The organism is Nocardioides sp. QY071, from assembly GCF_029961765.1.
Lineage (GTDB): Bacteria > Actinomycetota > Actinomycetes > Propionibacteriales > Nocardioidaceae > Nocardioides.
In genome coordinates this window covers 3,314,577-3,336,865 of record NZ_CP124681.1, presented here as the reverse complement: position 1 = coordinate 3,336,865, position 22,289 = coordinate 3,314,577, and the positions used below count along the sequence as shown (strand labels likewise).

At 72.6% G+C, this 22,289-nt stretch carries 21 protein-coding genes; 18 read left to right on the top strand and 3 right to left on the bottom strand.

Annotation, left to right across the window (positions count from 1 at the left end; translation table 11 throughout):
• The first annotated feature begins 12 nt into the window (after positions 1-12).
• Genes dxr through QI633_RS16115 form a run of 4 tightly spaced genes read left to right on the top strand, consistent with a single transcriptional unit; the run spans position 13 to position 4,547 of the window.
• Entirely contained in the window at positions 13-1,116 is a 1,104-nt protein-coding gene (gene dxr, locus QI633_RS16130; protein WP_141798268.1) for a 1-deoxy-D-xylulose-5-phosphate reductoisomerase, read from the top strand.
• Positions 1,113-2,483: a site-2 protease family protein gene (locus QI633_RS16125; RefSeq protein ID WP_282426341.1), complete on the top strand. Its 1,371-nt coding sequence runs from the start codon at positions 1,113-1,115 to the stop codon at positions 2,481-2,483. The genes dxr and QI633_RS16125 overlap by 4 nt, the downstream gene beginning before the upstream one ends.
• A 31-nt stretch (positions 2,484-2,514) precedes the next feature.
• A complete protein-coding gene (gene ispG, locus QI633_RS16120) occupies positions 2,515-3,666 on the top strand; it encodes a flavodoxin-dependent (E)-4-hydroxy-3-methylbut-2-enyl-diphosphate synthase (RefSeq protein WP_141798270.1) in 1,152 nt (383 codons plus the stop codon).
• A 35-nt stretch (positions 3,667-3,701) separates the two neighbouring features.
• Positions 3,702-4,547: a GNAT family N-acetyltransferase gene (locus QI633_RS16115; RefSeq protein WP_141798271.1), complete on the top strand. Its 846-nt coding sequence runs from the start codon at positions 3,702-3,704 to the stop codon at positions 4,545-4,547.
• On the opposite strand, the gene QI633_RS16110 is transcribed toward QI633_RS16115, so the two are convergent.
• Positions 4,537-5,163, bottom strand: coding sequence for a TetR/AcrR family transcriptional regulator (locus tag QI633_RS16110; RefSeq protein ID WP_282426340.1), 627 nt, complete (start codon positions 5,161-5,163; stop codon positions 4,537-4,539). The two genes, QI633_RS16115 and QI633_RS16110, sit on opposite strands and share 11 nt — an antisense overlap.
• A gap of 144 nt (positions 5,164-5,307) precedes the next feature.
• On the opposite strand from QI633_RS16110, the gene QI633_RS16105 reads away from it, so the two are divergent.
• The 4 genes from QI633_RS16105 (at position 5,308) to QI633_RS16090 (ending at position 10,156) form a co-directional block, all read left to right on the top strand.
• Positions 5,308-7,056, top strand: a complete 1,749-nt coding sequence (locus tag QI633_RS16105) for an FAD-dependent oxidoreductase (protein ID WP_282426339.1) — start codon at positions 5,308-5,310, stop codon at positions 7,054-7,056.
• 24 nt (positions 7,057-7,080) lie between these two features.
• Positions 7,081-7,449, top strand: coding sequence for a DoxX family protein (locus tag QI633_RS16100; RefSeq protein ID WP_141798274.1), 369 nt, complete (start codon positions 7,081-7,083; stop codon positions 7,447-7,449).
• Between the two features lie 212 nt (positions 7,450-7,661).
• Positions 7,662-9,440 (top strand): proline--tRNA ligase, encoded by a 1,779-nt coding sequence (locus QI633_RS16095; protein WP_282426338.1) that lies wholly within the window; start codon positions 7,662-7,664, stop codon positions 9,438-9,440.
• Positions 9,441-9,445: 5 nt separating this feature from the next.
• Positions 9,446-10,156, top strand: a complete 711-nt coding sequence (locus tag QI633_RS16090) for an HAD family hydrolase (RefSeq protein WP_141798276.1) — start codon at positions 9,446-9,448, stop codon at positions 10,154-10,156.
• Positions 10,157-10,404: 248 nt separating this feature from the next.
• Here QI633_RS16090 and QI633_RS16085 read toward each other — a convergent pair whose 3' ends face one another.
• A complete protein-coding gene (locus tag QI633_RS16085) occupies positions 10,405-11,361 on the bottom strand; it encodes a ferritin-like domain-containing protein (protein WP_282426337.1) in 957 nt (318 codons plus the stop codon).
• A 78-nt stretch (positions 11,362-11,439) separates the two neighbouring features.
• Between QI633_RS16085 and rimP the strand changes: the two genes are divergently transcribed.
• The 10 genes from rimP (at position 11,440) to QI633_RS16035 (ending at position 21,841) form a co-directional block, all read left to right on the top strand.
• Positions 11,440-11,976: a ribosome maturation factor RimP gene (gene rimP / locus QI633_RS16080; protein WP_141798278.1), complete on the top strand. Its 537-nt coding sequence runs from the start codon at positions 11,440-11,442 to the stop codon at positions 11,974-11,976.
• Positions 11,976-12,956, top strand: coding sequence for a transcription termination factor NusA (nusA, locus tag QI633_RS16075; protein WP_141798279.1), 981 nt, complete (start codon positions 11,976-11,978; stop codon positions 12,954-12,956). The genes rimP and nusA overlap by 1 nt, the downstream gene beginning before the upstream one ends.
• Positions 12,957-13,093: 137 nt before the next feature.
• Positions 13,094-13,462, top strand: a complete 369-nt coding sequence (locus QI633_RS16070; RefSeq protein ID WP_282426336.1) for a YlxR family protein — start codon at positions 13,094-13,096, stop codon at positions 13,460-13,462.
• 95 nt (positions 13,463-13,557) lie between these two features.
• The gene (gene infB / locus QI633_RS16065; protein ID WP_141798280.1) at positions 13,558-16,452 is read left to right on the top strand and encodes a translation initiation factor IF-2; all 2,895 of its coding nucleotides are present in this window, start codon (positions 13,558-13,560) and stop codon (positions 16,450-16,452) included.
• Positions 16,453-16,535: 83 nt separating this feature from the next.
• Entirely contained in the window at positions 16,536-16,982 is a 447-nt protein-coding gene (rbfA, locus tag QI633_RS16060) for a 30S ribosome-binding factor RbfA (RefSeq protein ID WP_282426335.1), read from the top strand.
• Positions 16,982-17,854 carry a tRNA pseudouridine(55) synthase TruB gene (gene truB / locus QI633_RS16055; protein WP_282426334.1) on the top strand — a complete coding sequence of 291 codons (873 nt, stop codon included), beginning with the start codon at positions 16,982-16,984 and terminating at the stop codon, positions 17,852-17,854. Before rbfA ends, truB begins: the two co-directional genes overlap by 1 nt.
• Before the next feature lie 25 nt (positions 17,855-17,879).
• Positions 17,880-18,827 (top strand): bifunctional riboflavin kinase/FAD synthetase, encoded by a 948-nt coding sequence (locus QI633_RS16050; protein ID WP_141798282.1) that lies wholly within the window; start codon positions 17,880-17,882, stop codon positions 18,825-18,827.
• 10 nt (positions 18,828-18,837) lie between these two features.
• Positions 18,838-19,845, top strand: a complete 1,008-nt coding sequence (locus QI633_RS16045) for a hypothetical protein (protein ID WP_141798283.1) — start codon at positions 18,838-18,840, stop codon at positions 19,843-19,845.
• Positions 19,842-20,624 (top strand): nucleoside hydrolase, encoded by a 783-nt coding sequence (locus tag QI633_RS16040; RefSeq protein WP_282426333.1) that lies wholly within the window; start codon positions 19,842-19,844, stop codon positions 20,622-20,624. Before QI633_RS16045 ends, QI633_RS16040 begins: the two co-directional genes overlap by 4 nt.
• A 32-nt stretch (positions 20,625-20,656) precedes the next feature.
• Complete coding sequence (locus tag QI633_RS16035; protein WP_282426332.1) at positions 20,657-21,841, top strand: molybdopterin-dependent oxidoreductase; 1,185 nt, start codon at positions 20,657-20,659, stop codon at positions 21,839-21,841.
• Here the strand turns inward: QI633_RS16035 and arfB are convergent.
• Positions 21,838-22,269: an alternative ribosome rescue aminoacyl-tRNA hydrolase ArfB gene (gene arfB, locus QI633_RS16030; protein ID WP_282426331.1), complete on the bottom strand. Its 432-nt coding sequence runs from the start codon at positions 22,267-22,269 to the stop codon at positions 21,838-21,840. The two genes, QI633_RS16035 and arfB, sit on opposite strands and share 4 nt — an antisense overlap.
• Positions 22,270-22,289: the final 20 nt, after the last annotated feature.

Below are 22,289 nucleotides of genomic sequence, written 5' to 3'. Positions count from 1 at the left end.
GAGGATGACCACGTGAAGGACGTCGTCATCCTCGGCTCGACCGGATCGATCGGGACCCAGGCGCTCGACCTGGTGCGGGCCAACCGCGACCGGTTCCGGGTGGTGGGCCTGACCGCCGGCGGCGGCAACCCTGACCTCTTCGCCCAGCAGGTCGCGGAGTTCGCGCCCCGGTTCCACGGGCTCGGCGAGCAGGCCAGCGTCGAGGCCGCCCAGCAGGAGTGCGACGTCGTCCTCAACGGCATCACCGGCGCCGTGGGACTGCTCCCGACCCTGGCCGCGCTCGAGGCAGGCACCACGCTGGCGCTGGCCAACAAGGAGTCGCTCGTCATGGGCGGCCCGCTCGTGCTCGACAAGGCGAGGCCCGGCCAGATCGTGCCCGTCGACTCCGAGCACAGCGCGCTCGCGCAGTGCCTGCGCGGCGGCACCCCCGACGAGGTACGACGACTGGTGCTGACCGCGAGCGGCGGACCCTTCCGCGGCCGCAGCCGCGCGGAGCTCGCCGACGTCACGCCCGAGCAGGCGGGCAACCACCCCACCTGGGACATGGGCCCGGTGATCACGATCAACTCCGCGACCCTGGTCAACAAGGGCCTCGAGGTGATCGAGGCGCACCTGCTCTTCGGGATCCCGTTCGACCGGATCGAGGTCGTGGTGCACCCGACGAGCGTCGTGCACTCGATGGTCGAGTTCGTCGACGGCTCCACGCTGGTGCAGGCCAGCCCGCCGACCATGCTGATCCCGATCGCCCTCGGCCTGGCCTGGCCCGACCGGGTCCCGGACGCCGCGCCCGCCGTGGACTGGACCCGCGCCGAGACCTGGGAGTTCCTGCCCCTCGACGACGAGGCCTTCCCTGCCGTCGCGCTCGCCCGCGAGGCGGGGGAGAAGGGCAGCACCGCCCCGGCGGTCTACAACGCCGCCAACGAGGTCGCGGTGGAGGCCTTCCGCACCGGTCGCCTCGGATTCCCCGGGATCGTCGACGTGGTCGCCAGCGCGCTAGCCGCCCACGACGTACCCTCGAAGGGGCAGCTCTCCCTCGACGACGTCCTCGGCGCGGACGCGTGGGCGCGGGAGGCGGCCACCCAGCTCATCGACTCGAGGACCGCAACCCGCCCATGACCGCTCTGCTCTACCTGCTCGGTGTCGTCGTCTTCGCGGCGGCGATCCTGGCGTCGATCGGGCTCCACGAGCTCGGCCACATGATCCCGGCGAAGCGGTTCGGCGGGAAGGTCACGCAGTACTTCATCGGCTTCGGCCCCACCGTGTGGAGCAAGCAGGTCGGTGAGACGGAGTACGGCGTCAAGGCGATCCCCCTCGGCGGCTACGTCAAGATCGTCGGCATGCTCCCGCCCGGCGCGGCCGAGCTGGCCGACGAGGTGTCTGACGAGGTCGACGCCGAGGGCCGTGTCATCGGGCAGGTGGTCCGGGTCCGCAAGTCCAACACCGGGATGTTCACCCAGCTGATCTCGGACGCCCGCGCGGCGGAGTGGGAGACGATCCGCCCCGAGGACGCCGACCGCCTCTTCTACAAGTTCCCGTGGTGGCAGAAGGTCATCGTGATGGGCGGCGGCCCGACGGTGAACATCGCCATCGCCTTCCTCCTGTTCGCGGGTGTGTTCGCGACCTACGGCAACCCGGGCGACCAGACCGTCGAGACGACCATCGCCGAGGTCAACGCCTGCGTGCTCCCGGCCGAGGAGTCCGGCCGGGTGTGCACCCCCGAGGAGCTCGCGCAGAGTCCCACGCCCGCCCACGCGGCCGGGATCGAGGCCGGCGACCGGATCGTGTCGTTCAACGGCACCGAGGTCACCAGCTGGTCGCAGGTCCAGCGGCTGGTCAAGGCCAATGGCACCGGGCAGGCCGAGGTCGTCGTCGAGCGCGACGGCAAGGAGCAGACCTTCCGCACCCAGACCGTGGTCAAGCCGCCGCTCAAGGCCGGCGACAAGGTCGACAAGACGGTGGGCTTCCTCGGCGTCGTCCCCCGCTCGCACCCCACCACCGGCGGCGTCGTCTACACCGTCGACCAGATGGGCTCGATGACCGTCGAGGTGGTGAAGTCCCTCGCCACGCTGCCGGCCAAGGTCTGGGGCGTCGCCAAGGCGATCGTCGGCGCCGAGAAACGCGACCCGATGGGCCCGGTCAGCATCGTCGGCGGCGGCCGGCTGGCCGGCGAGACCGCCTCGCACACCGAGATCCCGGTGAAGGCGAAGCTGGTCTCCCTGCTGATGCTGGTCGCCGGCTTCAACTTCTTCATCGGCATGTTCAACTTCGTGCCGCTGCTGCCGCTCGACGGCGGCCACATCGCCGGTGCCCTGTGGGAGGCCGTGCGCCGTGGCTGGGCCCGGCTGCGTCGCCGCCCCGACCCCGGCTACGTCGACGTGGCCAAGCTGCTGCCGATCGCGTACGTCGTCGGCCTGGCGATCCTCGTCATGGGCATCGTGCTCATCGTCGGCGACATCGTCGTACCGGTTCACCTCGAATCCTGATCCACCCGCTGCGGAAAGTAGTCTTGACGCCATGACGTCCATCAGCCTGGGCATGCCCGAGGCGCCCCCGCCGGTGCTCGCTCCCCGCCGCCGGACCCGCCAGATCCGGGTCGGCAAGGTCGGGGTCGGCAGCGACCACCCGATCTCGGTGCAGTCGATGACCACGACGCTCACCTCCGACGTCAACACCACGCTCCAGCAGATCGCCGAGTTGACCGCCGCGGGCTGCGACATCGTCCGCGTGGCCTGCCCGAGCCAGGACGACGCCGACGCACTGCCGGAGATCGCGAAGCACAGCCAGATCCCGGTGATCGCCGACATCCACTTCCAGCCGAAGTACGTCTTCGCGGCGATCGAGGCCGGCTGCGCCGCCGTCCGGGTCAACCCGGGCAACATCAAGAAGTTCGACGACCAGGTCAAGGAGATCGCGAAGGCGGCCCAGGAGCACGGCACCTCGATCCGGATCGGCGTCAACGCCGGCTCGCTCGACAAGCGGCTGCTGGAGAAGTACGGCAAGGCCACCCCGGAGGCGCTCGTCGAGTCCGCCGTATGGGAGGCGAGCCTGTTCGAGGAGCACGGCTTCCGCGACTTCAAGATCTCGGTCAAGCACAATGACCCGGTCGTGATGGTCCGTGCCTACGAGCTGCTCGCCGAGCAGGGCGACTGGCCGCTGCACCTCGGCGTCACCGAGGCCGGCCCCGCGTTCCAGGGCACGATCAAGTCCGCCACTGCCTTCGGTGCGCTGCTCTCGCGCGGGATCGGCGACACGATCCGGGTCTCGCTCTCGGCGCCGCCGGTCGAGGAGGTCAAGGTCGGCATCCAGATCCTGCAGTCGCTCAACCTGCGCCCACGCAAGCTCGAGATCGTCTCCTGCCCGTCCTGCGGCCGGGCCCAGGTCGACGTCTACACGCTCGCCGAGCGGGTCACGGCCGGCCTCGACGGGCTCGAGGTCCCGCTCCGCGTCGCGGTCATGGGCTGTGTCGTCAACGGCCCGGGCGAGGCGCGCGAGGCCGACCTCGGCGTCGCCTCCGGCAACGGCAAGGGCCAGATCTTCGTCAAGGGCGAGGTCATCAAGACCGTCCCCGAGGCCGAGATCGTCGAGACCCTGATCGAGGAGGCGATGAAGATCGCCGAGTCGATGGAGCCGGTCGAGGGCGCGGAGGCCACGGTCTCGGTCTCCTGAGGACCTGGGTGCCCCATCGCCACTAGTGTGGTCGCGTGTTGACCACCCGGCACGGCGTGCGCGTCCTCGCGCAGGCAGACCTTCCCGCCTTCGTGGCCCTCGCCGGCCGCGACCCCGTGGTCAACGTGTTCGCGATCCACCGCGCCCACACCACGAACCTCGAGCCGCGCTGGCTCGGGGGTGAGATGTGGGGCCGGTTCGACGGCGGTCACCTGGTCGCGGCGTGCCACGTCGCCGCCAACCTGGTGCCGGTGCAGGCCACGCCCGAGGACGCGGAGGTGTTCGCGGGACGTGCGCTGGCCCGGCGTCGTACCGCCTCGACGATCGTGGGGCCGCAGGACGCCGTCCGCGCGTTCTGGGGCCACGTCGGCCGGGAGTGGGGGCAGCCGCGCGACGTTCGTTGGGACCAGCGCCACCTCGTCATCGACGCCGAACCACTGGTCGCGCCCGACCACGGGGTGCGACACGGCACGCCCGAGGACGTCCCCACGCTCTACCCGGCGTGCGTGGCGATGTACACCGAGGAGGTCGGGGTCTCGCCCGAGCTCGGCGGGGGAGGCGACCTCTACCGTGCCCGGGTGGCCCAGCTGGTCAGCCGGGCCTGGTCCTTCGTTCGGTACGACGGCGACGAGCTGGTCTTCAAGGCCGAGGTGGCCTGTGCGACCCCGGACGCCGCCCAGATCCAGGGGGTGTGGGTGCCACCGCACCGGCGCGGCGAGGGGATCGCCACGGCCGGGATGGCCGCGGTCGTGCGGCACGTGCGGGCCCGCATCGCGCCCTCGGTGTCGCTCTACGTCAACGACTGGAACCACGCGGCCCGCAAGGCCTACGAGCGGGTCGGGTTCACCGAGACCGCGCGCTTCGCGACCGTCATGTTCTGACCTCGCCGAGGTGGGGCACCCCGGCCCACAGGAGTCGCGCGGCGACGTCGGTCACCTCGTCCAGGCTCGCCGCCGGGTGCTCCTGCCACCAGCGGGCGACGCCGTCGACGCCGGTGATGAGCAGCTCGACGACCACCTCGGCCGCGGTCGAGCCGTGGGGGAGGCCCGCGCGGTCGAGGTCGGGTCCGAGCATGGTGGCGACCGCCTGGGTGCGGGCGGTGCGGAAGGTCCGCAGCGCCCGGTCCAGCTCGGGGTCGCCGGTCGGGATCGGGTCGACCAGGATCCGGCGGGCGGCGGGACGCTGCCGCGCGAAGGAGAGGTACGCCGCCACGGTCGCCCGCATCCGGTCCCGGCCCGCCCCCGCCCCGGTGATGCCGGCACCCACCTCGGCCAGCATGGCGGCGTTCTGGGTGTCCAGGACGTGGAGGTAGAGGTCGCGCTTGGAGCGGAAGTGGTCGTAGAGCACGGTCCTGCTGACGCCGGCAGCACCCGCGATCTCGCCGACCGACGCGGCGTCGTACCCACGGGCGGCGAACACCTCGACCGCCGCGGCCTCGATCCGCTCGCGGCGAGCCGATGCGCTGAGCCGCCGGCGGAGGCCCTCGGTGGTGCTCACGACGCCTCCTCGCTGCGGTCGCCCGGACCGACAGGAACGTCGGTTGCGGGCGTCTCTCTTGACCGGATGTGGTTCAGGTCACGATACTCGCTGTCAACGACTAACCGACACCAGTGTCGGTTGGAGATCATGGGGTGATCGCCGATGGCGCAGCTGGACCGTCGTACCTTGCTCACGTCCGCCGGTGCCGTCGGCGCCGGCGCGGTCCTCGCCGGCACCGGGCTGGCCCCGGCGTTCGCCGCCACTCCCGGCAAGCGGGTCGCCGTCCTCGGTGGCGGCATGGCCGGACTGACCGCCGCGCACGAGCTCGTCGAGCGGGGCTTCGAGGTGACCGTCTTCGAGCCGTCCGCCTGGGGCGGCAAGGCCCGCAGCATCCCGGTCGCCGGCACCGCCGCGGGTGGTCGCGCCGACCTGCCGGGCGAGCACGGCTTCCGCTTCTTCCCCGGCTTCTACCACCACGTCCCGGAGACGATGCGACGGATCCCGTTCGGGAACGGGACCGTCGGCGACAACCTGGTCGCCGCCAGTGGCGGCAAGTTCCTGCGCTCCGGCGACCACGCCGACGCCTTCGTGTTCGGCATCGGGCCGGACCCGCAGCAGGTCCTCACGGTCGACGGCCTGCGCCGGTTCCTGCGCGACACGCTCGGCGGTTCCGCCGTACCTCCGCACGAGCTCACCTACTTCGTCGAGCGGCTGCTCGTCTTCCTCACCAGCTGCGACGAGCGCCGGCTCGGGCAGTGGGAGAAGGTCAGCTGGTGGGACTTCGTCGGCGCGGCGAAGCGGTCCACGCCGTACCAGAAGATCCTCGCCGCCGGCCTCACCCGCAACCTGGTCGCGGCCAAGGAGACCATCGCCAGCACCCGCACCATCGGCAACATGGGCGAGGCCTTCGTCTACAACATGATGGGTCGGGGCAACGACGGCGCGCTCGACCGGGTGCTCGACCTGCCGACCAACGAGGCCTGGATCGACCCGTGGCTGACCTACCTGCGCGGGCGCGGCGTCCGCTTCGTCGCCGGCCAGGGGCTGGTCCGCTACGAGACCGCAGGCGGGCGGATCACCGCTGCCGTCCTCGCCGACGCCGCCGGCGCGACGAGCCGCGTCGAGGCGGACTGGTTCGTCAGCGCGATGCCGGTCGAGCGGGTGGTCCCGACCCTGACTCCGGACGTCCTCGCCCTCGACCCCGGCCTGCAGCGGCTCTCGGCGCTCAAGACCGACTGGATGGTGGGCATCCAGTTCTTCCTGCGCGCACCGGTGCCGATCACCAAGGGGCACATCACCTTCATCGACTCTCCGTGGGCGCTCACCGCGCTGACCCAGGGCCAGTTCTGGGCGGACCGCGTGGTCTCCCGCGACTACGGCGACGGGGAGGTGGTCGACATCCTCTCCGTCGACGTCTCCAACTGGGACGCGCCCGGGATCCTGTACGGCAAGCCGGCCAAGGAGTGCACCCGCCAGGAGATCGCCGACGAGGTGCTCGCCCAGATCCGCGACCACCACACCGCCGGCGACCTGCTGCCCGAGGGGATCATCCATTCGTGGTTCCTCGACCCCGGCGTCCAGTGGAACGCCGCGGCCGGCCGCAACACCAACGAGACGCCGCTGCTGGTCAACACCGTCGACTCCTGGTCCAGCCGGCCGACCGCCCGCACCCGGATCCCCAACCTGCTGCTCAGCGGCGACTTCGTGCAGACCGACATCGACCTGGCCACGATGGAGGGGGCCAACGAGTCGGCCCGGCACGCCGTCAACGCGCTCCTCGACGAGGCCGATTCGCCGGCGGCGCGGGCCAAGACCTTCACGCTCTACGACCCGCCCGAGTTCGCCCTGCTCAAGCAGGCCGACAAGGTGCTCTACAAGCTCGGCCGGCGCAACCTGCTCGACCTCGGCTGACAGGTCGGCTGACAGAGTGGGGACATGACCGTCCCCCTCACGGCCAAGGCCGTCACCGGAGCCTTCGTCGCCAGCGGCGTCGTGCACCTCGTCCGCCCGCAGGTGTTCGAGCCGTTGGTTCCCGAGCAGCTGCCCGGCGGCCCACGGCCGTGGGTGACGTGGAGCGGTGTCGCCGAGCTGGCCTGCGCCGCCGGCATGCTGCACCCGCGCACCCGCCGGGTGGCGGCGTACGCCGGCGCGGCGCTGTTGGCCGGCGTGCTCCCGGGGAACGTGAAGATGGCGCTCGACGCCCAGCGCGGCGACAACGCGGTGCTCAAGGCCGGCACGCTGGCCCGGCTGCCGCTCCAGGTGCCGATGATCCGCGCGATGCTGAAGGCGGCACGCGCGGCCTGAGCGTTAGAGGTTCCGCCAATAGGTGCCGCCTGCTGCGCGCCGCGATCCACGTACGCTGACGGCGTTGGCGTCGCTCGTTGGGCGGACAAGCACGACTTCGCTCCGCCGCCTTGTCAGCGCACGCGCCTCGCGACGCTCGCGACGACGCCACCTATTGGCGGAACCTCTTACTGGTTCGCTGCGCCACGGGGCCCGGCCGTAGGCTTCGGCCCGTGCTGATGCGGATGTCGACCCTGTTCGTTCGGACCCTGCGCGAGGACCCCTCGGACGCGGAGGTCCCGAGCCACCGGCTGCTCGTGCGCGCCGGCTACATCCGCCGCGCCGCGCCGGGCATCTACACCTGGCTGCCGCTGGGCCTGGCCGTGCTGCGCAAGATCGAGGGCATCATCCGCGACGAGATGAACGGGATCGGCGCGCAGGAGGTGTCCTTCCCCGCGCTGCTGCCGCGCGAGCCCTACGAGGCGACCAACCGCTGGACCGAGTACGGCGAGGGCATCTTCCGGCTCAAGGACCGCAAGGACGCCGACTACCTCCTCGGTCCCACGCACGAGGAGATGTTCACCCTCCTCGTCAAGGACATGTACAGCTCCTACAAGGACCTGCCGCTGAGCCTCTACCAGATCCAGACCAAGTACCGCGACGAGGCGCGGCCCCGCGCAGGCCTGCTGCGTGGGCGCGAGTTCACGATGAAGGACTCCTACTCCTTCGACGTCAGCGACGCGGGCCTCGAGGTGTCCTACCAGAACCACCGCGACGCCTACGTCCGGATCTTCGACCGGCTCGGCTTCGACTACGCCATCGTCAAGGCCACCGCCGGCGCGATGGGCGGCTCGAAGTCGGAGGAGTTCCTCGCCAAGGCCGAGGTCGGCGAGGACACCTACGTCCGCTGCACCCACTGCGACTACGCCGCCAACGTCGAGGCCGTGCAGGTCCGCCCGCCCGCGCCCACGTCGTACGACGCACTGCCGGCTGCCCACGCCGAGCCGACCCCCGACACCCCGACCATCGACACGCTGGTCGCCCACCTCAACGCGGCCTATCCCCGCGAGGACCGTCCGTGGGTGGCCGGTGACACGCTCAAGAACGTCGTCGTCGTGCTGAAGCACCCCGACGGTACCCGCGAGCCCCTCGCCATCGGCCTGCCCGGCGACCGTGAGGTCGACCAGAAGCGGCTCGAGGGCCAGCTCGAGCCGATCGAGGTCGAGCCCATGGACGAGGCCGAGTTCGCCAAGCACCCCGCGCTGGTCAAGGGCTACATCGGGCCCGGAGCGCTCGGCGAGGAGAGCAAGTCCGGTATCCGCTTCCTCCTCGACCCCCGGGTCGCCGACGGCACCCGCTGGGTGACCGGCGCCGACGTCCACGGCTCCCACGTCATCGACCTCGTGGCCGGCCGCGACTTCACCGCTGACGGCACCATCGAGGCCGCCGAGGTCCGCGACGGCGACGCCTGCCCCAACTGCACCGAGGGCACGCTCGAGACCGCCCGCGGCATCGAGATGGGCCACGTCTTCCAGCTCGGCCGCAAGTACGCCGACGCGCTCGACCTCAAGGTGCTCGACGAGAACGGCAAGCTGGTCACCGTCACGATGGGCTCCTACGGCATCGGCGTCACGCGCGCGGTGGCCGCGATCGCCGAGGACACCCTCGACGAGATCGGCCTGTGTTGGCCGCGCCACGTCGCGCCCGCCGACGTCCACGTCGTCGCTGCCGGCAAGGACGAGGCCGTGTTCGCCGCGGCGGACGAGCTCGTCGCGGGGCTCACCGCCGCCGGCCTCGACGTCATCTACGACGACCGCGCCGGCAAGATCAGCCCCGGGGTGAAGTTCAAGGACGCCGAGCTGATCGGCGTACCGACCATCGTCACCGTCGGGCGCGGCGTGGCCGATCCCGACAACAAGGTCATCGAGATCAAGGACCGGCGCAGCGGGGAGCGGCAGGAGGTCGCCCTCGGCGACGCCGTCGCCGCGCTGACGGCGATCGTCCGGGGCTGATCCCGGTGGCGGTCGACGCGGTCATCTTCGACTGGGGCGGCACGCTGACCGCCTGGCACGACATCGACTTCCACGCGGAGTCGCTCGCCCTCGCGCAGGCCGTGCGAACAACGCCGGACACGTCCGACGACCACCACGCGCACGCCGTCCGCCTGCACGAGGCCGGCAGCGTGGTCTGGGGCCGCAGCCGCGACCACCAGCGCAGCGCCACCATCGGCGACCTGTTCGACGCGGCCGGCCTCGACCACGACCCGGACCTGCTCGACGCCTACTACGCGTTCTGGGAGCCGCACACCCTCACTGACCCCGAGGTCGGCCCGCTGTGGCGGTGGCTGCGCAGCGAGGGGATCAAGGTCGGCGTCCTGTCCAACACGATCTGGCCGCGCGCCTGGCACCGCGGGTACTTCGAGCGCGACGGCGTCCTCGACCTCCTCGACGGCGACGTCTACACGAGCGAGGTCCCGTGGACGAAGCCCTCGCCCGAGGCCTTCCGCGCGGCCATGGACGCCGTCGGCGTGACCGACCCCGCCGCCTGTGTGTACGTCGGCGACCGGCTCTTCGACGACGTCTGGGGCGCGCAGAACGCGGGGATGCGGGCCGTGCACGTCCCGCACAGCACCATCCCGGCCGACCAGGTGGGCCACACCGAGGGCGAGCCCGACGCCGTCGCGCACCGCCTCTCCGAGCTGCCCGGACTGCTCGCTCCCTGGCGCTGATCGGACTCAGGTGAGGGTTCCCTCATCTGCAGGTTTGTGCAGTGCACATTTATGAGGATCGCAACCGCGGGCCCTCGGACGCGTTCTGTTGCATGATTGTGCACACGGCGGACGGTGAGCCCCACCTCTCCCGGTCGCCTGATGACCGTTGTCCCCGGTCACCATCGGTTCGCGACCCCGGCTTCGGGGGACGTCTCGGGAGTTCCCCGGATGTCGGAGGTCGCGAACCGGTGGCGTTTTTGGGGCGTTCAGAGGCCGGGCAGCCGGTCCGGCCGGCCACCGAAGGCGGTGCTGCGCACCGCGGCGTCGACGAGCGCGTCGACAGCCCAGGCGCGTGCCTCGCCGGTCGTGCTGGCGACGAGGTAGGCGTAGGTCTGCGTCGCTGACTCCTCGAGCGCGCGGGCACGGTCGGTGACCGCCGCGGGCGTGCCGAGGTCCGCCGGCAGGCCGTAGCCCGGCTCGGCGGCGACCGGCTCGGCGCCGGCGGCCCGCAGCCGGGCCATCAGGTCGTCGCGGCGCGTCCGGTGGGTCGTGTACGCCGAGGTGAGGGCGGCGTACAGCGCGGCGGAGCCGGACTGCGAGGTCTGGCCGCCGAGGACGCCGTACACGAAGACGGCGGCGTGCTCGGCGGCGAGCGTGGTCTGCAGGGCCTCGACGGCGGGCGGGGGGTCGCCGGCCGCGGCGGGCAGCGTGGCGGGGGGCCGGCTGGCGGGGCCGACGAGGACCTGGGCGAGGGCGGCGGCCATCGAGGCCAGAACCTGGGCGAGACCGCCGCTGTGCGCCTCGCGGGCAGCGCCGACGAGCCGGTCGCGCAGCGCGGTCTCGGCGGTGACCAGGGCGGCGCGTGCCGCCGGGCGGTCCGCGGCGACCTCCGATGCGGTCGCGGTGACAGAGCCGCCGAGCTCGGCGGCGTGGGCGTCGTGGACCCGGGCGAGGCGGGCGGCGACCTTGAGGCCGGGCAGTGCGTCCGCGGTCGCCGCGGCCAGCGCGCCGGTGGTCGAGATGGCGGCCAGGACGGTCTCGACGAGGGTGCTGTCGGCGTCGGCCGCGGGCGCCGTGGGCGTCACCGCGCCCGACACGCCCGGGTCGTCGCCCGAGCCGAGGACGTCGTCGATCGCGTCGCATCCGGTCAGCACCAGCGTCGTTGCGCCGATCCCGCCGAGGAGGACGAGCCGTCGGGGGACGGGGCGGGGACCTGCAGGCACCCGGCGACCCTATCGGGCAGGGGGCGGCCGGGTATCGTGTGCCTCGCACAGCCACAACAGGACACGGGGAGACTCACCATGGGTACTCATTCCGCTCAGGGAGCGACAGCAGAGCGGATCGAGCACGTCCTCGTCGCTCCGCTCGCCGAGCTGGGCCTCGACCTCGAGGCCGTGGAGCTCACCCCCGCCGGGAAGCGTCGCGTGCTGCGGATCGCCGTCGACACCGACGGCGGGCTCACCCTCGACGACGTCGCGTCGGCGACCAAGGTGATCGACCGGGTCCTGGAGGACGACGGCCCCGACGGGGGAGCCAAGGCCCTCGGCGAGCTGCCGTACACGCTGGAGGTCACCTCCCGCGGCGTGGACCGGCCGCTCACCCTGCCGCGCCACTGGCGCCGCAACGAGGGGCGCCTGGTGAAGGTGTCGCTCGCCGACGACGCCACCGTGACCGGCCGGATCGGCACCAGCGACGACGAGGGCGTCGATCTCGCCGTCGACGGCGGCGAGCGCCGGGTCGCCTACAGCGAGGTGCGCAAGGCTTTGGTGCAGATCGAGTTCAACCGCAAAGACATGAAGAACGACACGAACGACGAGAACGACAAGGACGCCGACTGATGGACATCGACCTCAGCATCCTCCGGACGCTGGAGCGCGAGAAGGAGATCAAGTTCGACGTCCTCGTCGAGGCGATCGAGCAGGCGCTGCTCACGGCGTACCACAAGACCGAGGGCTCGGTCTCGCAGGCGCGGGTCGAGCTCAACCGCAAGACCGGGCACGTCACGGTGCTGGCCGCCGAGCTCGACGCCGAGGGCAACAAGGTCGGCGAGTACGACGACACCCCGGACGGCTTCGGCCGCATCGCCGCGACGACCGCGAAGCAGATCATGCTGCAGCGGCTGCGCGACGCCGAGGACGAGATCAAGTTCGGTGAGTTCTCCGGCAAGGAGGGCGACATCATCTCCGGCGTCATCCAGCAGGGCCGCAACCCCGACGACGTGCTCGTCGACCTCGGCCGGATCGAGGCCCACCTGCCCGCCAGCGAGCGCGTCCCCGGCGAGGACTACCGCCACGGCACCCGGATCAAGTGCCTGGTGGTCTCCGTCCGCAAGGGCATGCGCGGCCCGCAGGTCACCCTGTCCCGTTCCCACCCGAGCCTGGTCAAGAAGCTGTTCGCACTCGAGGTCCCCGAGATCGCCGACGGCACCGTCGAGATCGCCGCCATCGCCCGCGAGGCCGGCCACCGCACCAAGATCGCGGTGAAGTCGACCGTCTCGGGCGTCAACGCCAAGGGTGCCTGCATCGGCCCGATGGGCCAGCGGGTGCGCAACGTGATGGCCGAGCTCGGCGGCGAGAAGATCGACATCGTCGACTGGTCCGACGACCCGGCCCGGCTCGTGGCCAACGCCCTGTCCCCGGCCCAGGTGCAGTCGGTGACCGTGGTCGACGCGGCCGCCCGCTCGGCCCGCGTCGTCGTCCCCGACTTCCAGCTGTCGCTGGCCATCGGCAAGGAGGGCCAGAACGCCCGCCTCGCCGCTCGCCTGACCGGCTGGCGCATCGACATCCACTCGGATGAGGAGGCCGGCGCAGCCGGCTGACGAGTCCGAGGGGATGCGGCCGACCCGGCGGAAACGCACCGGGGGAGCGAAGTGGAGGAGGGCGGCTTGCGCCGGGTCGGCGTCACGCACCTCCCGGTTCGTGAACTCGGCACCCCAACCGGTAGAGTTGGTTCTTGGTGGCACACCGACCGAATTCCCCTGTACGCCCTGACGCCGTCCCGATCCCGGGGCCCGTCCGGACCTGCATCGGCTGCCGGGCACGCGCCACCAAGAGCGAGTTGTTGCGGGTGACCGCCGGCTCGGGACCCGACGGCCAGCCGGCCGTCGTCCCGGATCCTGGTGGCACCGCGCCGGGCCGTGGAGCGCACCTGCACCCCACGACCGGCTGCTACGACCTCGCGGTACGGCGGAAGGCCTTCTCCCGTGTGCTCCGGATCGCTCCGGGCGCGGGTGGGCACTCCAGCGTGCCGGTGGGGGAGTACGTCGCCCAGGCGGCCGCAGCTCGGACCGATCCGACCGACAGAGACTGGAGCAACAGCTCATGAGCACTCGATGAGTACCTCGCGATGAGCCAGTTCGTTCTGCACCACCCACCAACGGTCTAGAGATCCAACCCGGGTCTTGGGCCAGAAGGAGAACCGTGGCCAAGACCCGAGTTTCCGAACTCGCGAAGCAGTACGGCATCAAGAGCGCCGACGCGCTCAAGATGCTCAGTGACATTGGCGAGTTCGCCAAGACGGCGTCGTCGAGCATCGAGCTCCCCGCCGTGAAGAAGTTCGAGGCGACCTACGGAGCCGAGCTCCTCGCCAAGATGAAGCCTGCCGGCGAGTCCGCCGGTGAGGCCGCCAAGCCGGCCCCGAAGGCTCCGGCCAAGAAGGCCGCTGCCGCGCCCGAGGCGCCCGCCGCCGAGGCTCCTGCTGCCGAGGCCCCCGCTGCTGAGGCCCCCGCGGCCGAGGCGCCGGCTGCTGCCGCGCCCAAGCCCGGCGGTCCCCGCCCGGGCCCGCGGCCCGGTCCGAAGGCTGCCGCCGCTCCCGAGGCGCCGGCCGTCGAGGAGCAGCCCGCCGCTGCCGCGGCCCCGGCTGCGCCCGAGGCCCCTGAGGCTCCGGCCGCTCCCGCCGCCCCGGCTGCCAAGCCCGGTGCGCCGAAGCCCCCGACGCCCAAGGCGCCGGCCCCGGCTCCGCGTCCGGTCGGCAAGCCCGGTGGCACCCCGCGTCCGGGCAACAACCCGTTCGCACCCAGCCAGGGCATGGGGCGTCGTCCCGCTCCGCCGCCGCGCGAGGGTGAGGCCGGTCCGGCCGGCCCGCGGCCGCCGGCCGGTGCCGGCGGCGGCGCTGGCCGTCCCGGCATGCCGCGTCCCAACCCGGCGATGATGCCGAAGTCCGCCGGTTCCTTCGGGCAGGGCGGCCCCGGCGGCGGTCGTGGCCCGGGTGGCCCCGGTCGCCCCGGTCCCGGTGGTCGTGGTCCGGGTGGTCCCGGTCGCGCTGGTGCCCCGGGTCGTCCCGGTGCCGGTGCCGGTGCGGGAGCTCCCGGCGGTCGCGGTCCCGGTGGCTTCGGCCCCGGTGGCGGCGGTCGTCCCGGTGGCGGCGGTCGTCCCGGCCAGCGCGGCCAGACCCAGGGTGCCTTCGGTCGCCCGGGTGGTCCCGCGCGCCGCGGTCGCAAGTCGAAGCGGGCGCGTCGCCAGGAGTTCGAGGCCATGGAGGCCCCGACGATCGGCGGCATGCGGGTCCGCAAGGGCAACGGCGAGACGGTCCGTCTCGCCCGGGGCTCCTCGCTGACCGACTTCGCCGAGAAGATCGGCGTCGACGCCGCCTCGCTGGTGCAGATGCTCTTCCACCTCGGCGAGATGGTCACGGCCACCCAGTCGGTGGGCGACGAGACGCTGGAGCTGCTCGGTGACGAGCTCAACTACGTCGTCGAGGTCGTCTCCCCGGAGGACGAGGACCGCGAGCTGCTCGGGACGTTCGACCTCGAGTTCGGCGCCGACGAGGGCAGCGAGGACGACCTGGTCGTCCGCCCGCCGGTCGTCACCGTCATGGGTCACGTCGACCACGGAAAGACCAAGCTCCTCGACGCGCTGCGCGACGCCAACGTCGTCGCGGGTGAGGCCGGCGGCATCACCCAGCACATCGGTGCCTACCAGGTCCACACCGAGGTCGACGGCACTGACCGCCGGATCACCTTCATCGACACCCCGGGTCACGAGGCGTTCACCTCGATGCGTGCCCGTGGCGCCCAGGCGACCGACATCGCGGTGCTGGTGGTTGCGGCCGACGACGGCGTCATGCCGCAGACGGTCGAGGCGCTCAACCACGCCAAGGCCGCCAACGTGCCGATCGTGGTCGCGGTCAACAAGATCGACAAGGAGAGCGCGGACCCGACCAAGGTCCGTGGCCAGCTCTCCGAGTACGGCCTGGTGCCCGAGGAGTACGGCGGCGACGCGATGTTCGTCGACGTCTCGGCCAAGGCCGGGCTCAACCTCGACAAGCTGCTCGAGGCCGTCGTGCTCACCGCCGACGCGTCCCTCGACCTGCGGGCCAACCCGGTGCAGGACGCCCAGGGCCTGGTCATCGAGGCGCACCTCGACCGCGGTCGCGGTCCGGTCGCGACCGTCCTGGTCCAGCGCGGCACGCTGCGGGTCGGCGACTCGATCGTCGCCGGTCCGGCCCACGGCCGCGTCCGCGCCATGCTCGACGAGCACGGCAACGAGCTGACCGAGGCCGACCCGGCCCGTCCGGCGATGGTCCTCGGCCTCTCGTCCGTCCCGGGCGCCGGCCAGAACTTCCTCGTGGTCGAGGACGACCGGATGGCACGCCAGATCGCCGAGAAGCGTGAGGCGCGGGAGCGGGCGGCCCTACAGGCCAAGCGCCGCGTGCGTCGTACCCTCGAGGACTTCATGGCCTCCATGGAGAAGGGCGAGAGCCAGGAGCTCAACCTCATCCTCAAGGGCGACGTGTCCGGTTCGGTCGAGGCTCTCGAGGACGCCCTCGCCCAGATCGACGTGGGCGAGGAGGTCAGCCTGCGGGTCATCGACCGCGGTGTCGGTGCGATCACCGAGACCAACGTCGACCTCGCCGCCGCCTCCGACGCGATCATCATCGGCTTCAACGTCCGCCCGCAGGGCAAGGCGGGTCAGATGGCCGAGAAGGAGGGCGTCGAGATCCGCTACTACTCGGTCATCTACCAGGCGATCGAGGAGATCGAGGCGGCCCTCAAGGGCATGCTCAAGCCGGAGTACGAGGAGCACGCTCTCGGTCAGGCGGAGATCCGTGCGATCTTCCGCTCGTCCAAGATCGGCAACATCGCCGGCTGCATGGTCACCAGTGGTGTCATCCGCCGCAACGCCAAGGTCCGCGTCCTGCGCGACGGCGCCGTGGTGGCCGACAACCTCGACCTCGCCTCGCTCAAGCGTGAGAAGGACGACGCGGCCGAGGTCCGGGAAGGCTTCGAGTGCGGTCTCGTGCTCAAGAACTTCCAGGACATCAAGGAGGGCGACATCGTCGAGGCCTTCGAGATGCGGGAGATCCCGCGCGGCTGACGCACGCCGGCAACACCTCGTGGTGCCGCCCGTCCCTGCACAGGGGCGGGCGGCGCCGCCGTTCTAGTGATAGGAAACAGACCATGGCCAGCCCGCGGGTACGCAAGATCGCCGACCGGATCCAGGTGATCGTCGCCGAGATGCTCGAGCGCCGGATCAAGGACCCGCGCCTCGGCTTCGTCACCGTCACCGAGGTCCGCCTCACCGGCGACGCCCAGAACGCGACCGTCTACTACACGGTGCTCGGCGAGGACGCCGACCAGCAGGCCACCGCGACCGCGCTGGAGTCCGCCAAGGGCGTCCTGCGCTCCGAGGTCGGCAAGCAGCTCGGCATGCGCCACGTCCCGTCGCTCGCCTTCGAGTTCGACGGCGTCCCCGAGACCGCCCGCCACCTCGACGAGGTGCTGGCCCGGGCCCGCGAGGCCGACGCGGCCGTCGCCGCGGCCCGCGAGGGCGCGCGGCCGGCCGGCGAGGCCGACCCCTACAAGAAGCCGCGCGAGGTCGTCGACGAAGAGGCCGAGGACGACTAGTGGTGGCCAAGCCCGCCGTGCCGTCGGGCCTGGTCGTCGTCGACAAGCCCGCCGGCATGACCTCGCACGCCGTCGTGTCCCGCGTGCGCCGGGCGGTCGGCACCCGCAAGGTCGGCCACGCCGGTACCCTCGACCCGATGGCGACGGGGGTGCTGGTGCTCGGCGTCGAGCGCGCCACCCGGCTGCTCGGGCACCTCATGCTCACCGAGAAGGCGTACGACGCCACGGTGCGGCTCGGCGCCTCGACCACCACCGACGACGCCGAGGGTGAGCTCGTCACCGCGACGCCGACGGGTCACCTCGAGCTCGCGGCCGTCCGCGCCCGGTTCGCGACCCAGGTCGGCGAGATCCTCCAGGTGCCGACGGCCGTCAGTGCGATCAAGGTCGATGGCAAGCGCGCCTACCAGCGGGTCCGCGACGGCGAGGAGGTCGAGCTCGACGCGCGGCCGGTGACCGTCCACGAGCTGACCGTCCACGACCAGCGGGTCGTGGGGGACTACCTCGACGTCGACATCACGGTCCGCTGCTCGAGCGGCACCTACATCCGCGCGATCGCGCGTGACGTCGGCGCCGCGCTCGGCGTGGGCGGTCACCTGACCGCGCTGCGTCGTACCGCCGTCGGGCCGTTCACCCTCGACGGCGCGGTCACCGACCTCGACGACGTCACCGTGACCCCGCTCGCCGACGCGGCGCGCGCGAGCTTCCCCGCGCTCGACCTCGACGCCGGCCAGGCGCAGGCGGTCCGCTACGGCCGGCCACTGCCGCTCGCCATCGACGCGCTCACCGGGGTGTTCGCCCCCGACGGCGAGTTCCTCGCGCTCTACCGTCCCGAGGGCGGCGCGGCGCGCCCGGCGGCCGTCTTCGTCGGCTGAGTGACCATGTGGGAGAGTTGCGGCCGTGCGAGTGTGGCGTGACTTCTCCGACGTGCCCGGCGACCTCGGTCGCACGGTCGCGACGATCGGGAACTTCGACGGCATGCACCTGGGCCACCAGCACGTCGTACGACGGGCGCGGGAGGTGGCCGCCGAGGTCGGCGTCGACCACGTGGTCGCGGTGACCTTCGACCCGCACCCGATCGCCGTGCTGCGCCCCGAGCACGCCCCACCGACGCTCACCACGATCGACCAGCGGCTGCGCCTGCTCGGCGAGACCGGTGTCGATGACGTCCTCGTCATCCCCTTCACCCGCGACATCGCGGCCTGGACGCCGGAGGAGTTCATCGACCGGATCCTGGTCGACACCCTGCACGTCAGGGCCGTGGTCGTCGGGGCGAACTTCCGCTTCGGCAACCGGGCCGCCGGGGACTGCAACCTGCTGCGCAGCGCCGGCCTCGAGCACGACTTCGTCCTCGAGGAGGTCAGCCTCGACGGCGGACCCCAGGTCTGGTCGTCCACCTACGTGCGCACCTGCCTCGCGGCCGGCGACGTCACCGGCGCCGCCGAGGCGCTCGGCCGGGTCTTCACCGTCACCGGCACGGTCGTCGAGGGCGACAAGCGCGGGCGCGAGCTGGGCTTCCCGACCGCCAACGTGCCGGTGCGTCCGGGCGCCGCGGCCCCGGCGGACGGTGTGTACGCCGGCCGGTTGACGGTGCACGACGGCCCCGACGCCGGTACGTCGTACCCGGCCGCGATCAGTGTCGGCACCAACCCGACCTTCGCCGGCGAGCGCGAGCGGCGGGTCGAGTCCTACGTGCTCGACCGCACCGACCTCGACCTCTACGGCCTCGAGGTCGAGGTCGCCTTCGTCGAGCGGCTGCGCGGCATGGTCCGGTTCGACTCGATCGAGGAGCTGCTCACCGCCATGGCCGACGACGTCGACCGGGCCCGGGCGATCCTCGCCGACTGACGGGGCTGCGATGACCGGGGCGCGGGACGACCTCGCCGCCGCCGAGCGGTGGTTCGTCGAGCACGGGCTGCCCTACTTCGTCGACGGCTACCGCGCCGCGGTCGCCCGAGGGCTGCGCCGCGCGCGCCTGGTCCCTGCCCTGGCGGTGGCCGGCGTGCTGGCCGTCGTGGCCGGCCTCGTGACCGGGCCGTGGCTCGGTGTGGCCTCCGCGCTCGGCGCCGCGCTGACCGCGTTCGGCGTCGTGCTCGCGATGTACGCCGTCGCCGTGCTGCGTGCGTGGCTGATCGTGGGCTGGGCGATCCGGCGTACCTTCCGCTCGATGGGGCTGATGCTCCCGCTCGTGACGCGCGCCCTGCCGCTGCTGCTGCTGTTCATCACCTTCCTGTTCATCAACACCGAGGTCTGGCAGGTCGCGGCGAGCCTGGACGGCGGGGTGCTGTGGGTGGCGGTGCTGCTGTTCGCGGCCATCGCCGTGGGCTTCCTGCTCACCCGGCTGCCCGAGGAGCTCGACAGCGTCGACGACGAGGTCGAGTCGGCGCAGCTGATCGAGGCCTGCACCGGCACCCCGCTCGAGCCCGCGGCCCGGCGGATCGCCGCCCGCGTCGACCGGGTGGGCGCGGTCGACGCCGAGGTCAGCGGGCTGCAGAAGGCCAACCTGGTGCTGGTCCTGCTCGTCACGCAGACGGTCCAGGTGCTGCTGCTCGCCCTCGCGGTCTTCGCCTTCTTCATCGTCTTCGGCCTGGTCGCGATGGAGCCGGAGGTGCTCGAGCTGTGGCTCGCCCACCCGGTGCACGCGCTGGACGGCCCGGTCGGGCACCTGTTCGGCGAGCGGCTCAGCCTCGAGCTGCTGCGGGTCTCGACCTTCCTCGCCGCCTTCAGCGGCCTCTACTTCACGGTGTACGCCGTCACCGACGAGCTCTACCGCCGGCAGTTCTTCTCCGTGGTGATCCGCGAGCTCGAGCGGGCGGTGAGCGCCCGGGTGGCCTACCGCTCGCTGCGCGACGAGGATCTGGCGTGACCCCGGTCCCGCTGGTCCTCGACTGCGACGCCGGGACCGACGACGCCATCGCGATCCTGCTCGCCGCCCTCCATCCGGGCCTCGACCTGCTCGGCGTGTCCACGGCGAGCGAGGAGGAGGCAGCCTCCGTGCGAGGCATGATCGAGCGGGGCGGTGTCGAGGTCGACGTGCGCCCCGGCACGTCCTGGCTGCTCTCGACGCTGGCCGGAGCTGCCGCGCCGGTGACCCTGGTGACCACCGGGCCGCTGACGAACCTGGCCGCGGCGCTGGCGGCCGACCGCTCGCTGACCGGCGCCGTGGCCCGGCTGGTGGTGCTCGGTGGCACGCACCGCGAGCCCGGGGTGACGCCGTACGCCGACCGCAACGTCTGGTCCGACCCGGATGCCGCCGCCACCGTGCTCGCGGCGCCGTTCCGCGAGGTGCTGCTGGTGACGGCCGACGCAACGGCGTCCGCGGCACTGAGCAGTGCGGACCTGGACCGGTGGCGTGCTCTCGGGACCCCGGCCGCCCGTGCCGCCGCGGACCTCGCCGCGAGCCGGCTCGACCGCGGAGCGCGGGTGCACGACCCCCTGGCCGTCGCCGCGCTGGTCGAGCCCGGGCTGCTCACCACCCTGCGCGCGGCGGTGCGGGTCGAGCGCACCGACCCGACGACGTACGGCGCCACGCGCTTCGCCGCCGAGGTCGACGAGGCCCGGGGGCGGGTGACGGTGGCGGTCCGCGCCGACCGCGAGCGGTACGTCGACCTGCTCTGCGCGACACTCGGCCGCCAACCGCACTAACTACACTGAATAACTCATGTTAACGTCGGTGCATGACCCCGTACAGCCTGCGCCGCCGCTCGGTGCTCGCCCTGCCCGCCGCCGGCCTGGCCGGCGCCACGCTCACCCAGCTCGGGCCGCTGGCCTCCCGAGCCGGCGCCGGCGCGCCCGCGATCCTCAAGCCGCTCCCGGCTGAGGCCTTCGTCGACTACGGGACCAACGCGGAGATGCGCTGGGAGTCGGTCGACCCGCACCGCCAGCTGACCCCGCAGTCCCGGCTGTTCGTGCGCAACCACACGCGCACGCCGCGGCTCGACGCGTCGTCGTACCGGCTGCGGGTGCACGGTGACGGCCTGCGCGACGCCGCGGGCGTGACGCTCGGCCTGGACGAGCTGAGGCGGCGGTTCCCTGCCGTCGAGGTCACCTCGGTCCACGAGTGCACCGGCAACGGCCGCAGCCTCTTCGACACCCAGCAGGGCACCAGGGCCGCCGGCACGCCCTGGACGCTCGGCGCGGTCGGCGCCGTGACCTGGCAGGGCGTCCGGCTGCGCGACGTGCTGCGGTGGGCGGGGCTGCGTCCCGACGCGGTCTGCGTGCAGGGCGTCGGCCTCGACGACGAGTACGTCGACAAGGGCGAGAACCTCGGCCACGTGCGGCGCCCGTTCCCGATCGCCAAGGCGCTCGACGACGCGCTTCTCGCGTGGGGCGTGAACGGCGAGCCGCTGCTGCCCGACCACGGCTTCCCGCTGCGGCTGGTGCTGCCGGGCTGGGTCGGCATCGCGAGCATCAAGTGGCTCGGCGAGCTGGAGGTGTCGGCCTCCGAGCTGACCTCGCCGTGGAACACCCGCTGGTACAACATCGGCGGCCCGCTCGGCGCCAACCCCGTCCGCTCGGCCTGGGAGCTGCCTCGCGACGCGGCCCTCCCGGCGGGGCGGACCCTCCGGCTGACCGGGCGGTCCTGGTCCGGCGCGGCGCCGATCGCCCGGGTGGAGGTCAGTACCGACGCAGGTACGACGTGGACCGCAGCCCGCCTGGGCCGCCCGCCCGGGCGCCGTACCGAGGGGCACGGCTGGACCCGCTGGTCGCACACCTGGCACGCGCCGCCGGCGGGGCGGCACGAGCTCCTCGCCCGGGCGACCGACCTGCACGGGCGCACCCAGCCGGACGTGGCGGCCTACAACCCGAACGGGTACTTCTTCGACGCCGTCGTCCGGCACCCCGTGGTGGTGGCGGCCTAGTCGTCGACCCGGCCGCGCAGCTGCTTGGTCCGCCCGCGCTGCCGCTTGGCCTCCAGCCGCCGCTCCTTGGAGCCGCGGGTCGGCTTGGTGGCCCGTCGGGCCGGCGGCGGGGGAGCGAGCAGCTCGCGGAGCCGGGCGGCGAGCCGTTCCCGGGCGGCGACCCGGTTGCGGTGCTGGGAGCGGTGCTCGTGGGCGACGACGCCGATCGGGCCGTCGGCGCGGGCGATCAGCCGGCTGCGCTGGGCGTCGGTGAGCACGCTCGACGCCGCCGGGTCCCAGACCAGCTCGACCCGGCTGTCGGTGGTGTTGACCGACTGGCCACCGGGGCCGGGGGAGCGGGAGAACCGCTCGACCAGCTCGGTGTCGGGGATGACCAGCCCGCCGGGCAGGCCCGGGCCGGGAGGGATGATGAGATCGTTCAGCGCCATCTCACGCGAGACCGAGAACT